Annotated in this window: 11 protein-coding genes and 1 pseudogene; 4 read left to right on the top strand and 8 right to left on the bottom strand. The window is 63.8% G+C overall.

Annotated features, from left to right (window positions below; translation table 11 throughout):
- The first annotated feature begins 130 nt into the window (after positions 1-130).
- Entirely contained in the window at positions 131-826 is a 696-nt protein-coding gene (locus OEW28_RS07115) for an SIMPL domain-containing protein (protein ID WP_263734007.1), read from the top strand.
- Between the two features lie 69 nt (positions 827-895).
- Here the strand turns inward: OEW28_RS07115 and OEW28_RS07120 are convergent, their stop codons facing one another.
- The 5 genes and pseudogenes from OEW28_RS07120 to OEW28_RS07140 form a co-directional block, all read right to left on the bottom strand.
- Entirely contained in the window at positions 896-2,182 is a 1,287-nt protein-coding gene (locus tag OEW28_RS07120) for an O-acetylhomoserine aminocarboxypropyltransferase/cysteine synthase family protein (RefSeq protein ID WP_263734008.1), read from the bottom strand.
- An 83-nt stretch (positions 2,183-2,265) separates the two neighbouring features.
- On the bottom strand, positions 2,266-3,651 hold the full coding sequence (locus OEW28_RS07125; RefSeq protein WP_263734388.1) for a Do family serine endopeptidase: 1,386 nt from the start codon (positions 3,649-3,651) through the stop codon (positions 2,266-2,268).
- 94 nt (positions 3,652-3,745) lie between these two features.
- The gene (locus tag OEW28_RS07130; RefSeq protein WP_263734009.1) at positions 3,746-4,747 is read right to left on the bottom strand and encodes a hypothetical protein; all 1,002 of its coding nucleotides are present in this window, start codon (positions 4,745-4,747) and stop codon (positions 3,746-3,748) included.
- A 180-nt stretch (positions 4,748-4,927) separates the two neighbouring features.
- Positions 4,928-5,809, bottom strand: a pseudogene (locus tag OEW28_RS07135) (F0F1 ATP synthase subunit gamma).
- Between the two features lie 56 nt (positions 5,810-5,865).
- Positions 5,866-6,615 (bottom strand): Crp/Fnr family transcriptional regulator, encoded by a 750-nt coding sequence (locus tag OEW28_RS07140; RefSeq protein ID WP_263734010.1) that lies wholly within the window; start codon positions 6,613-6,615, stop codon positions 5,866-5,868.
- Positions 6,616-6,942: 327 nt separating this feature from the next.
- Here OEW28_RS07140 and OEW28_RS07145 point away from each other — a divergent pair, with 327 nt between their 5' ends.
- Together OEW28_RS07145 and OEW28_RS07150 are read left to right on the top strand one after the other, a co-directional pair.
- On the top strand, positions 6,943-8,115 hold the full coding sequence (locus tag OEW28_RS07145) for a site-2 protease family protein (RefSeq protein WP_263734011.1): 1,173 nt from the start codon (positions 6,943-6,945) through the stop codon (positions 8,113-8,115).
- 82 nt (positions 8,116-8,197) lie between these two features.
- Entirely contained in the window at positions 8,198-9,736 is a 1,539-nt protein-coding gene (locus tag OEW28_RS07150) for a PAS domain S-box protein (RefSeq protein ID WP_263734012.1), read from the top strand.
- Between the two features lie 2 nt (positions 9,737-9,738).
- Here the strand turns inward: OEW28_RS07150 and OEW28_RS07155 are convergent, their stop codons facing one another.
- Positions 9,739-10,467 (bottom strand): response regulator, encoded by a 729-nt coding sequence (locus OEW28_RS07155; protein ID WP_263734013.1) that lies wholly within the window; start codon positions 10,465-10,467, stop codon positions 9,739-9,741.
- Positions 10,468-10,634: 167 nt separating this feature from the next.
- On the opposite strand from OEW28_RS07155, the gene OEW28_RS07160 reads away from it, so the two are divergent.
- Positions 10,635-11,315 (top strand): helix-turn-helix domain-containing protein, encoded by a 681-nt coding sequence (locus OEW28_RS07160; RefSeq protein ID WP_263734014.1) that lies wholly within the window; start codon positions 10,635-10,637, stop codon positions 11,313-11,315.
- 8 nt (positions 11,316-11,323) lie between these two features.
- Here OEW28_RS07160 and OEW28_RS07165 read toward each other — a convergent pair whose 3' ends face one another.
- Together OEW28_RS07165 and OEW28_RS07170 are read right to left on the bottom strand one after the other, a co-directional pair.
- A complete protein-coding gene (locus tag OEW28_RS07165) occupies positions 11,324-11,755 on the bottom strand; it encodes a DUF2267 domain-containing protein (protein ID WP_263734015.1) in 432 nt (143 codons plus the stop codon).
- A gap of 23 nt (positions 11,756-11,778) precedes the next feature.
- Complete coding sequence (locus OEW28_RS07170) at positions 11,779-12,966, bottom strand: hypothetical protein (RefSeq protein ID WP_263734016.1); 1,188 nt, start codon at positions 12,964-12,966, stop codon at positions 11,779-11,781.
- Positions 12,967-13,311: the final 345 nt, after the last annotated feature.

Consider the following 13,311-nt stretch of genomic DNA (forward strand, 5'->3'; position numbering starts at 1 on the left):
ACCGGAACGGAGGGGCGCCGCAATTTCCTCCTAAAGCAGAAATCCGCCCATGGAAAGTGATGACGCCAAGGAATGGATTGCGGGATGCGTCCCATGGTCGACAATCCGGCATCGCCAACAGGAGGTTTTCATGCGGATATTGCCCTTAGTCTTCTCGGCTCTTCTGATCGCGTCACCCGCGTTCGCGCAAGATGCGCCTTCGGTGATCTCCGTCACCGGCCAAGGAACGATCGCAGCCATGCCCGACATGGCGACCATCTCGCTTGGGGTTGCGACCAATGGCTCCACCGCACGCGAGGCGCTGGACGCCAACAGTGAAGCGATCGCTGCGGTCCTGTCCCGGTTGACCGCCTCGGGCATCGCCGAAAAGGACATCCAGACCTCTGGCCTCTCGCTGGGGCCGGTCTACGATTATTCCTCGGCGAACGAGGGACGGGGGCCGAAGCTGACCGGGTTCCAGGCGTCGAACATGGTTACGGTCAAGGTGCGCGCGCTGAACGAACTGGGAGCGCTGCTCGATACGACGGTCGGCGAAGGGGCGAACACGATCAACGGCGTCTTCTTCGGGCTGGAGGAATCTGACGCCAAGGCGGACGAGGCGCGACTTGCCGCCATGGCCGATGCGCGCCGCAAGGCCGAATTGCTGGCCGAGGCCGCAGACGTAAGGCTTGGCCGGATCGTCTCGATCAGCGAAGGCGGTGTGGCCATGCCCATGGGCGGAATGGGGGCTGTCGCCTTCGAGCGCGCCGCCGCGCCGGTGCCGATCGCGGAGGGCGAGGTCACGGTGTCCGCCAGCGTGTCGATCAGCTGGGAGATCGACCAGTAGCCATCGGCGTTCGTGAAAGGGAAAAGGGGGCGCCAACAAGCGCCCCCGGACTTTGTGTTCCTGCCGGGATCAGGCCGTGGCCTTCGAAAGCGCCTGATCAAGGTCGGCGATGATGTCGTTGGCATCCTCGATCCCGATCGAGAGGCGGACGACATTGGGCGCGGCCCCGGCGGCCTTCTGCTGCTCGGGCGACAGTTGGCGGTGCGTCGTCGAGGCAGAGTGGATGATGAGCGAGCGCGTGTCGCCCAGGTTCGCGACGTGGCTGAAGAGTTCCAGCGAATCGACGAGCTTCACGCAGGCCTCGTAGCCGCCCTTCACCGCGAAGGTGAAAAGCGCGCCCGCGCCCTTGGGGTAGACCCTCTGGGCCCGCTCGTAATAGGGCGAGGAGGGCAGGCCGGCGTAGGTCACGAAGTCCACGCGCGGATCGTTTTCCAGCCATTCCGCGACCTTGCGGGCGTTTTCGACGTGGCGCTGCATGCGCAGCGACAGCGTTTCGATCCCCAGAAGCGTGTAGTGCGCGCCTTGCGGGTTCATGGTCATGCCCAGATCGCGTAGGCCCACGGCGATCGAGTGGAAGGTGAAGGCAAGGGGGCCGAAGGTCTCGTGGAACTTGAGCCCGTGGTAGGCCGGCTCGGCCGTCGAGAGCGAGGGGAATTTGTCCGATGCTGACCAGTTGAAGTTGCCCGAATCCACGATCGCGCCGCCGGTCACCGTGCCGTTGCCGGTCAGGTATTTGGTCGTCGAATGGACAACCAGCGTGGCACCCAGGTCGATCGGCCGGCACAGGTAGGGCGTGGCCGAGGTGTTGTCGACGATCAGCGGCAGACCCGCCTTGTCGGCAACATCCGCGACCGCGCGGATGTCGGTGACATAGCCGCCGGGGTTCGCGATGGATTCGCAGAAGATCGCCCGTGTATCGTCGTCGATCGCCGCAGCCAGCGCGTCCAGGTCATCGAAGTCGACGAACTTGGCCGACCAGCCGAAGCGCTTGATGGTCTGGCTGAACTGGGTGACGGTGCCGCCGTAGAGCCGGGTCGAGGCGATGATGTTGCGCCCCGGTCCCATCAGCGGAAACAGCGCCATGATCTGTGCAGCGTGGCCCGACGAACAGCAGACAGCGCCCACGCCACCTTCGAGCGAGGCGATGCGTTCGCCCAGGGCCGCGACCGTGGGATTGGTCAGGCGCGAGTAGATGTAGCCAACCTCTTGCAGGTTGAACAGCGCCGCCGCGTGATCGGCATCGCGGAAGACATAGGCCGTGGTCTGGTAAATCGGGACCTGCCGCGCACCCGTCGCCGGATCGGGCCGGGCGCCGGCGTGGATTTGCAGCGTGTCGAAGCCGTAGGTCTTGGTCATCGGGGTCTCCGCAGGAAATGATGCGGCGCCGACGTTAGGGCAAGCCATTCCCGGTGACAACCGCTGTGCAAGGACTAAGGCGACTATCCCCGAAGTCTGAGCACGATGCGCTGGCCGTCACGCACGAAGGCCAGCTGCCAGCGCCGGGTGGTGCTGGTCGCGGCGGCCTGAAGGTCATCGAGTGAGCGGATGTCCAGCCCGTTGATCGCAAGGATGACGTCGCCCTTCTGCAGCCGCGTCGCGCGGGCAGCGCCGGCGACATCGGTCACGATGATCCCCTCTGCCGAAAGGGGCAGCCCGTGTTTCTGGATCAACGCGGGGCTCAGGACCGCGGCCGACAGGCCGTCGAAGATCGTGTTCGAGGATATCCGCAGGCTGCGGCCGCCAGATTCGGGCGCCGGCGACAAGGTGATCTGCGTTTCCTCAAGGTGACCGTGACGCCAGAAGGAAACCGGCGCCGTGCCGCCGGTGCCCATGGTGGTCAGGCGGAACTCCAGCTCCTGGGGGCCGTCGACGTCCAGCCCCGCGATCGCGGTGATGACGTCGCCCGTTTGCAGGCCCGCTTGCGTGAAGGGGCTTTCGGGATGCAACTGGGCGATGACGACGCCGCGCGGGGCAGGCATTCCCATCGCTTCGGCGATGGCGGCGTCGACCACCTGCACTTCGATCCCGGACCAGGGACGCGCGATCTCGGAGTTTCCGGCCTCGGCCTGGGCGACGTACTGCCGCACGAGGTTGGCCGGTATGGCAAAGCCGATGCCGTTCGATCCGCCGGACCGGGTGATGATCTGGCTGTTGATGCCGACGACGTGGCCCGCCATGTCGATCAGCGCGCCGCCGGAGTTGCCGGGGTTGATCGGCGCGTCCGTCTGGATGAAATAGCCGCGCCCCTGGCCCATCCCGCCCCCCGAGCGCGCAAGGCCCGACACGATGCCCGAGGTCACGGTCTGCCCGACGCCGAAGGGATTTCCAATGGCCAGCACAAGGTCGCCAACCTCCACCCGGTCGGAATCGGCCAGCTCGAGGGCTGGAAGGTTGGACGCGCCCTCAAGCTGGATCACCGCGATATCGGTCGCGGGATCGGACAGGATCACACGTCCGTCGAATTCGCGCCGGTCCGACAGCACGACGCGGATCGCGTCCGCACCGCCGACGACGTGATAATTCGACACCACGATCCCGTCCGGGCGCAGGATCACGCCCGAGCCCAGCGAGTTCTGGACGCGCGGCGCCGCCTGTCCGAGCCCGAAGAACTGGGAAAAGAAAGGGTCGTTCGCGAAGGGACTTTGGCGCTGCTCGACGATCCGGCGGGCGTAGATGTTGACGACCGCAGGCGCCGTCGCCTTGACCAGGGGTGAAAAGCTGAGCGCGATTTCCGACCGGGAATCGGGGGTCTTCACCTCAGCCAAGGCGGGGTGGGCAAGGGCGGCAAGGCTGCATAGGGAAAGGACGAGAAGCGTTTTCATGATCGTGGTCCAATGCTTGTCGAGCAAGACTTTGGGTTTGGCGCGAGGCTTTCAAGGGTCTCGATCAGCTTCCGGCACATCCGCGCCCCTTGACCGCTCAGCGAAGCCAGAGCTTGGCCGCCTTGATCCTGTTGCGGATGGCCTGTTCCCTGGCAGGCAGGCACGTCCGGTCGAACATCGCCCGCACTTCTTTGCCCTTGCCCTGATAGACGAACTTTCGGATCGGTTCGTATTCCTTCACCACCTTCTTGATCCAGTTCGGGGCCAATGCCTCTTCGACCGCCGCCACGACCCGGTCGTCCTCGCGTGCGTAGAGCAGGGGCAACAGGCGGTAGTGGCAGCTGACATCGCCGTCCAGACCCGCAAGATCCGGTCCCGGCCGCCCGCCGCCGAACGAATGGATGACCAGTGGAAGGGCGACCTGGTCAAGCCAGGGGTCCAGCGACTGGCACACCAGTTCCTCTGGTGCATCGTCCCGGATCGCCAGCGCGTATTCCAGGAACCGTTGCCCGAAGAGCGCGGCATCGCGATGAAAGAACCAGCCGGCGTTGAAATACAGGTAGCGTTCCCAGTACTCGTCCGGCTTCGTCCGGTCCAGCGATGCTTCGAAGTTGAGACCGAACTTGTCGTAAAGTGATTTCCACGTGCGGGTGTAGCCGGGGCCGTAAAGCTCGATCTCGGGCCAGGTGCCTTCGCGGCGCATGGACGCGGCGGGGCGGTCGAAATCGAAGTGCAGTTCCGATAGAGGGCCGACAAAGGCCGTATCTGTGTCGAAGAAGACAAAGGGCCGGTCAGACGGCAGGATCGACAGCGCCTCGATCTTGTTGCCATAGGGGTAGGGCTGGCCGAAGTGGCGGCTTTCGAACGGAACTATCTCCGCCCCCAGCCGCCCAAGCACGGCGCGCACATCGTCGGGCACACGGGTTTCGTCTTTCCAGAGCGGTCCAGGCTGGGGTTCCGCCATGATCAGACGGCCTTGATAACCCGGGTTGGCGGCCCGGAAGGTCGCGGCAAAGATGACAGCCTCATAGGCCAGCCGGCCCGCCTGCACGACGCAGATCGCATTAAAGACTTCAGCCTGCGGTTGCGCTTCGCTCATGGCGCTTTATGGCGCGCTGAGACCAGGCTTACAAGGGTTCACGGCCCATAGATTTTGCGTCCAGATGCACCTGCGGTGCGTGGCGCTCAACAGGGCGAATGCGGCTTCCAAGGCGAGGGCGCAACGGGTTTTTCCGGGCTGTTCGTCGCCGGGGTCCGAGAAGAATTGGAATGTATTGCCTTATTCTCGGTGCTGCGCGTCTTCCGTTCGCTCGCTCGCCGCCTCGAACCCGGCAAGGATGTCCAGAAGCTCACGCGTGATCGACTGCTGGCGCGTCCGGCGATAGTCATCCATCAAGTCTTCGCGACGCTCCTCGATGTTGCGCTGCGCGCCCTGCAACGCCGACAACCGCGCCGCGTGTTCACTGGCAAGAGATTCCGCCAGCGCACGCTAAAGCATGACGAACATGCGCTGCCCGATGAGCCGGGAAAACAGATCTTGCGTCTCCCTCCGGTAGGTGGGCAGGCTGCGCGAGGGCCAGGCTGCCTTGGCGAGGTTCTCAAGGTATTCATTGCACAGCGGCAGCAACTGCCACTCGGTCGGCTCTGCCAGATCCACGCCGACGCGCCGATTGAACAGCATCATCACCCGTCCGATACCCGCGTCATGTGTCCAGCGGTCGGCCTGGACGGCAACCGCGCGAACGGTATCGGCAAGCCCGCCCGCGGAGCCGGGCAGCGCGAAGCGCGGATCCGAACGGCAGCCTGCAAGCTCCAGTTTGACCGCGGCGCGCTGGCCAAGCACGCAAAGGCGCTGGTCGCCATCGCTTGAAGCGCGCTTCAGCCGGTCGACCGCGAAGTCGCTGATCCGGTCGTTGAACCACCCGCAAAGACCGCGATCCGACCCGATGACGATCATGCCACACCCCCAAGGCTCTGCCTTTGGCGAATGGGCCAGGCCCCTGTTTCGAAGGACGATTTTCAGGCCAAGATCGATCGTGCGCTCGAAGTCGCCGATGGCCTCGACCGCGTTGTCGTATTGCCTGATGCGCGCCGAGGAGAGCGCCTTCATCGTCCGCACGATCGCGTGGATCTCGCCGGTCGTGTGCAGCCGCGCGGCGATCGCCTCAAGCGTCTGCGCGGTCGCTCTCCGTTTCGTCCTTCATCCGCCAAACCTGGTCAGGCTGCCGAATTCAATTCGCCGCGAAGCAGGGCCACGTCGATTTCGGCGATGGCCGCAAGCTGTTCGATGTCATGGATCAGGATGTCCATGTGACCGTTTGTAGATACGACCCCCATGCGCTCAAGCTGACCAAGCGTTCTGCAGACGTGTACCGAAGACAGCCCCGTGAAATCGCCAAGTGACTGCTGCGTCATCGGGATGTGGAATTCTTGACTCTCACCCGGGCCGAAGGCGCTTGAGCGCAGCCCCAGCTCGATCAGGGTGTAGGCAATGCGGGCTTGGGCGCTGCTTTTCCCAAGGCGTAGCATTCGTTCGGACATGCGCGACAAGACGGCGGCGACGTCGCGTTCGTGCCGCGCCAGGATCTCGGGGTATTCCTGCAAAAGCCGCATCCAGTTGCCGCGCGGGACGACTGCAAGCGTGACCGGGGTCAGCGTTTCGATCTGCGTGGCACTTGCCTGCATATCCGACAATCGGGTGTCGATGAATTCGCCGGGAAGCTGGATGTCGACGATCTGGCGCTGACCGTTTCGCAGGGATTTCGACGAGGCAAGCCAGCCGGAAAGGACAAAGTAGACCGCCTTGGCCGCGTCTGCTTCCATCCCCAGAAGCGCGCCGGCCGCGCGCTCGATCTTGTGCAGGCTGGTCGTGCGCTGGAAGGCCAGTCTGGCCTCCGCGTGCCAAGGTCGTCCGGCGCGCGCGCCGTCACAGATGCCGAATTGAGAGAAGGAGCCGGAATCGGTCATTGTATCCCCAGGCGTTGGGCCGCCCGTTCATCGGGCGGCGATGGGAGTCCGTGGGGTCTGCCGCGCCTGTTCCCGCCGGATGGCAGTCCGCCGTTCGGGACGTTCCGGGAAAGACTACCCGCCTTGACTAAACACGGACTGACGCCGGTCAGTTCCAATCCGCGTGATATTCGCGATCCGAAGAGCTTGAGCGCTGATTGCGGGGAACCTTGAGGACGGTAGCCCTGGTCAGCAAAGGCACAATGCGAACGTCAGGGTGATCGGGATCAATGGTGCATGGGACCGAGCTGCTAACATGTCCGTCTGCAACGTGTGACGGAGAGGGTGATGTTCTCGCGCGCGATCTGGTCGATTGAGATTTTGGGATTTCGGGCCAAGCTTGATCCCGGCTGGCTGCTTGTCGCCGCCCTGATGGTCTGGTCGCTTTTGTCCGGCTTCTTCCCCGACCGGCTTCCGGACCTTCATCGCGGCGACTATTTCCTGCTTTCCGTCATCGCGACGCTCGTGCTGTTCGGAAGCATCATCCTGCACGAACTTGCGCACGCGGCGGCGGCGCGCCGGCTTCAGCCGGGCGCCAGGGACAAGCCGCTGCATCACTTCGCGGGCATGAGCGCGACCGGCGAGGATCCCCAAGATCCGCTCTCCGAGGTCTCGATCGCACTCGCGGGCCTGATGGTGCCGACCCTGGTCGCCGCCGCCGCATACGCCGTCCGGACCCTCATCGCGCCGAGCGGCGCAATGGCACCCTACCTTGCCGTGCTTGAATATGCCGCTCTGATCAATTTCGCGCTGGCGGTTTTCAACTTGATCCCGGCCTTTCCCCTGGACGGAGGGCGGGTCCTGAGGGCGGTGCTGTGGCAGATCACCGGAAGCCTTCCTGGCGCGACCCGCGCTGCCGTCAGGGTTTCGGTGCTTTGCGCGCTGGCGCTGATTGCGATCGGGTTCGTTTCGCTCTTTTCGGGGGCCTCGGTCGCCGGGGCCTGGCAGATCCTGATCGGAATATTCCTGCTTCTTGCCGCCCGCGGCGCGCAGCAGCAACTGGCGATCCGTAACGCCCTGAGGGACAAGACGGTTTCGGCCCTGATGACCCGAAAGCTGCATGCGGCGGCGCCCGAGGACACGCTGTCGGAGACCGTGGACCGGATCATCCTGCGCCATTCGCGCAGCTTCCTGCCCGTGACCGAAGGCGAACACCTGCTTGGCTACGTGGACACCGCCCTGATCAGTTCGATCGATCAGGAAAACTGGGACGACACACATGTGGCGGACATCTATGTCGGCAGCAACGACGCCAACACAATCCCACCCAATCTGGCCATGACCACGTTGATGCGCCGCATGACGATGGACGGGCGGCGCAAGTTCCTGGTGGCGGAGCAGGGCAGGCTCCTGGGCGTGATCACTCTGGCCGACCTTTCGGTTTACATCGCAGTGCTTCAGGAACTGGAACTCTCGGACGATGGCGGGCGCGCGCTGACAGAGCGCTACTGCGGGAAATAGAAGGCAAACTCCGAGCCGAGATTGACGCTGGCGCCCCGAAGGGCGAGGTTGCAGGCATCGCAATCCTCAGGGAGCCTGTCCGATGTCGAGCAAGACAGAAAGCACGGTCTTGCTTGACACCATCCTTTCGGCGGCCGTGGACGCGATCGTGATCATCGATCGCCACGGCGGCATCGTTCAGGTGAACCCGGCCGCCTGCGCAATGTTCGGCTACGAGGCCGCCGAGCTGACGGGCCAGCCGATCGACATGCTTGTTCCTGACGCTCCGGCCGGGATGCACCGCGACCTTATCTCGGAACATCTGATCACGGGCGGAGGCAAGGTTGTCGGCCAAGCCCGCGATCTGGACGCGCTTTGCAAGGATGGCAGCATCTGTCCGGTGCATCTGTCGGTCGGTCGGGGCGACGTGGACGGCGCGCCGGTCTTCGTCGGCATCTTCCGCGACCTGTCGGCGCGCAACGCAAGCCAAAGCGCGATGGAGGCCGCCAAGCGCATGGAACTGCTTGGCCAACTGACCGGCGGTGTCGCGCACGACTTCAACAACATCCTGACGATCATCATCGGCAACCTCGAACTGCTGGAACAAGGGCTTGCCAAGCCCCAGCAACGCATACTTGTGGACGAGGCGCTGTCGGCCGCCGAACTGGGCACGAAGCTGATCGGCAAGCTGCTGGCGCATGGGCGGAACGGACACATCAGGCCGGTCAGGCTGAAGGTCAATCCCGCAATCACGGAAACCCTGAAGCTGGTGGAACGCGTTCTTTCACCCAGGACGCGGCTGCGCTGCCTGTTCCGTTCCAGCGTCGATCACATCCACATCGATCCTGCAGGGTTCGAAAACGCGTTGATCAACCTTGTCATGAATGCGCAGGACGCCATGCCCGACGGCGGCGACATCGTGATCAGCACGTCGGATATCCTGATCGATGGCTACGGGGTCGAGGAAACCCAGCTGACCCCCGGCCTGTATGTCCGGATATCGATCACCGACCACGGGCAGGGCATGTCGGACGAGGTGAAGGAGCACGCCTTCGAGCCATTCTTCACGACCAAGCCATCCGGTCGGGGGACCGGGCTGGGACTGGCAACGGTCTATGGCTTCGCCGTTCAGTCCGGTGGCAAGGTGACGCTTTACAGCGAGGTCGGCCTTGGCACGACGGTCAGCCTGTACTTTCCCGTGGATGCCTTGGACGCGCCCGCGCTGCCGGATGAGCCCGTCGCAAGCCCGAACGCAGGCGCCGCAAATGGCGGGCTGGTCCTTGTGGTCGAGGATGACCCCGCGATCAGGAAGCTGACCGTCAAACGGATCGAGGCGCTTGGATACCGCGCCGTCGCTGTCGCCGACGCCTCAGAGGCACTCGCGAAGCTTGAGCAGGAGCCCGACATCGCCGCGGTCTTTTCGGATGTGGTGATGCCGGGGCCGCTGAACGGCTTCGACCTGGCCCGCAAGGTGTTGAGCGAACGGCCGGACATTGCCGTCCTCATGACCTCGGGCTTTTCCGGTGACTTGCTGCAGCCAGCTGGCGATCCGCTGGAGGGGCTGCAGTTGCTGCAAAAACCCTACCGGCAAAGCGAGCTCGCGTCCAGCTTGCGGATACTAATGTCCAGCCGTGTCGGCTGATCCTAAAATCCGGACACCTCGGCCGCGAAGGTGTATCCGACACCGCGCACAGTCTTGATGAGCTTTGGCGCGCTTGGAACCGCCTCGATCTTCTTTCGAAGGCGCGCAACCTGATTGTCGATCGTCCGGTCCAGCGGCGTCCACTCTACGCCGTTCACGAGGTTCATGATCCGCTCACGCGATAGAACCTCGCGGGGGTGTTCCAGGAAAACCGTCAGCAGGCGGAAATCACCGGCCGTAAGTTCGATCGGATGCCCCTGCGGATTGTAAAATTCCAGCGTGTCGGGAATGGCGCGAAAGCCGGCAAAGGTGAATTCGCGAAGCGCGCCTCCGGCGGCTTCCACCGGCTTTTGAAATGTGTCGCCCCCGACACGGCGCAGGACGGAGTGCACGCGCGCCAGGACCTCGCGAACATGAAAGGGCTTGGTGATGTAGTCATCCGCCCCAAGTTCAAGTCCGGCCACGCGATCTATGACATCGCCGCGCCCCGTCACCATGACGATCGGCACGCTTGAAACCCTGCAGATCCGCCGTGCCACGTCGAAACCGTCGCTGCCGTTCAGGTTGAGATCAAGCGTGATCAGGTCGAAGTCTCGGCCCTGGACGAGTGTCAGGGCCTCGTCTCCTGTTGCGGCCTCGCAGACGTCGAAGCCGTCGCTGGCAAGGCAACGGCGCAGCAGCGTTCGCACCGCGGCATCATCGTCCACGACCAGAATAGCTTTGCCAGCCACGATCAAACCCCAACCAACACTCACGCATTCGTGACGAAATCCAATATTCAAAGCTGTGCATTGAATCGGCAAGGCGATATTCGCTTCGCATACACTTTGATACAGAAGCAAAGATATTGCTGCGACATCCAAAAGTCATGATGGCCCAAGTGATCAAGGGGGCCGTCATGTTTGAGAATGCATCCGGACATTTCCGTTCGGTCCATTCGGCATTGAAGCCGAAAACCGCACTCAAAAATGAGGGCGCCGACGGTTTCAGGCGATATCTGAGTCAGGGAGAGCACCTATTCTACGAAGCGGATCGCGCGGTTTTTGTATACGAAGTTGTTTTCGGCTCACTTCGGTTGACGCGCATTCAACAAGACGGCCGCCGACACGTGGTGGCTTTCGCTTTTCCCGGAGATATCGTCGGTCTTCCGGTCGACGGGCGCCACTCGACGGAATGCGTTGCGGTCGCGCCGGTCGAGGTCATCGCGCACCGCTACGATCCTGCCGCGCCCCCTGAACAGAAGCCTGGCCTTCACGCCCGCGTTCTGGCTGCCGCACTAGAGGAAATCCGGGCGCTTCAGGACCATTTCCTGATGCTTGGGCGCAGATCGGCGGCTGAAAAGGTCGCTGCGTTCATCCTTTGGCTTGAACATCGCATCGGCGAAGGTGCGGGGGCCTGCCGGCTGATCCGGCTTTCGATGAACCGCGCGGACATCGCCGATCACCTTGGGCTGACACCGGAAACCGTCAGTCGGACGATCACGCAGTTCCGCGAAAGCAGGCTGATCGCGCTGGACGGGGCGCAGACGATGCTCATCCTCGACATGCCACGAATGAAATCCGTCGCCGAGGGAGGGTGATCACCGTTTCATGGTGCGGGCCACAGATCGCGTATGGGTTTGGGAAGCGCCGCCCTGACCTGCGCTATTTCGCCAGCCGAGATGCGGCCGTTCAACACGCGAAAAACCTCCGAGATATCCTCGGGGCCGGCGTATTCTGCCACCGATCCGACCTCGCTTTCGATCCGGGCGCGGAAGCCCTCGGCATCCCTCTCGGGCAACGGGGTACATGAGGGCCGCCAGCCCTCGAAGTACATGCCCCGGATCAGCAGCGGCATCTGTGCCGCGAACTGGACAGCCTCGTCATGGGGCAGATGATCGCGGATGGCCGATATCGTCACCCGAAGCAAGCGCAGGGCGTCGCGATGGCTGGCCCAGGATGCCCTCCCTGTCAATTCGTTGATCCATTCGTGCGTCAATTGGACGGTGTGATCGATGACCTCTAGTCCCTTGGCGGACATGGCATTCTCCTTTCAGGCTGGCGCTAGGCGCCTCTGCGCGCGCCGCCCAGCACCGTCGTGGCGCCCGCACCCCCAAGCGGTCCGCCGAACAAAGCTCGCGTCAGCGCGCCCGCGCCTAACAGGACGAGAGCGTAGTTGATCAGCCAGCCGATGACCGGCACCAGGTTCAATAGACAGGCAATCAACAGCGTCGCGGCAAACAGCCCCAGCTTGTGCCAAAGCCCCTCTTCGGGATCGACGCGGAAGAGCGGCCCCAAGCGCATGGCCAGGATATGAACCCCAAGCGCGTAGCCCAGCGTGCCGACCACGACGATGGCAAGCATCACGACCGGGACAAGCGGGATCCCCACGACCGTCAGCGCGCCGACAGGGGCAAGCCCGAACAGCATCGACAGGCCCGCGATGCCGGCCAGCAATGTGAGCGCGGGCCTGCCGTCGGCCAGTTGGCGCAATCTGTCGACCTGCCGGGGAAAGGCGCTCAGACAGACTGCGGCAAGGCCGATCAGAAACGCGATCATCACGACGAAGCCGGCGAAGACCGACAGAAAGGCGGGAACCATCGGGTAGCCGTGATCCCGCCAGGCGTCCCTTGCCGTTTCAAGAACCCGCAGCCCCTCAAGCCTGCTGTAGGTGATGCGGTCGGCGGGAAGGACGGTGTCGGGAATGTCGATTTCGTCCGGCGCGGAATATGTCAGGCGTCCGCCGATGCGCGCCGCCTCACCAAAGGTGATGGTCCTTGCCGCCAGCCAGACATCACCCTCGATCGGCGCATCCAGGATGATCTCGGCCCCCGAGGCGACAAGCGCCCCGGAAACCGGCCCTTCGATGGTCATGGTTCCGCCCGCCAGGCGGGCGTTTCCGCCTGTCGTGGCCGTGGGGGCGGTGCGCACCGAAAACCCGACTGCGGAAAGATCGCCGCCGGTTTCGGCCCGGATCGTGATCGCGCCGCCTGCAGCGTAGAGATCGCCCTCCGTCCGCGTCTCGATTTCCAGGTCGAAGCCTGTTGCGTGCAAATCCTGCGCGACGGTCCCGTCCAGCCTGAGCGAAGCGCCTCCGGCAAAGACATCGCGATCCGCCTCGATCGAGCGGGCCGTGCCGGAGCCGCCGATGTAGAGATCCCCGCCAAGCGCCTCCGTTTCGGGACCGGCAAGCGCCTGCGATGCCGCGACGCAGGTCGCCAGAAGCGTAGTGATCAAGATGCCGAACCGCATGTCTGTCCTCCGCCAACCTTGTCCAGTCTAGCGCGGAAGGGGCGCGTCGCACTGACCCCGATCAAGCGTGAGTTTCCTTTCGCGATCGCGGCGCCCCGGCAGAAGAGTTGCGGGAAACAAGCATACTGATCCGGTTTGGTCCCGGAACCGCCGGCGCGCGGGCCAAGGACGCCGACCCGGATTGATCGGCTTCACCTGCGGCGGTGCCCTGTTCCCTAAAGTCGCCGTGATCAACCAGAGGCTCAAGCGATGGAACAGGACCGGATCATCAAACCCGATTCCACAAATGCACCTTGTCACGGCTCTTGCGGGGGCGCTGCACATCGACATCCCCGAGTCCGACCA

The organism is Albidovulum marisflavi (genome assembly GCF_025751435.1).
In the GTDB taxonomy this organism is placed as follows: Bacteria; Pseudomonadota; Alphaproteobacteria; order Rhodobacterales; family Rhodobacteraceae; genus Albidovulum; species Albidovulum marisflavi.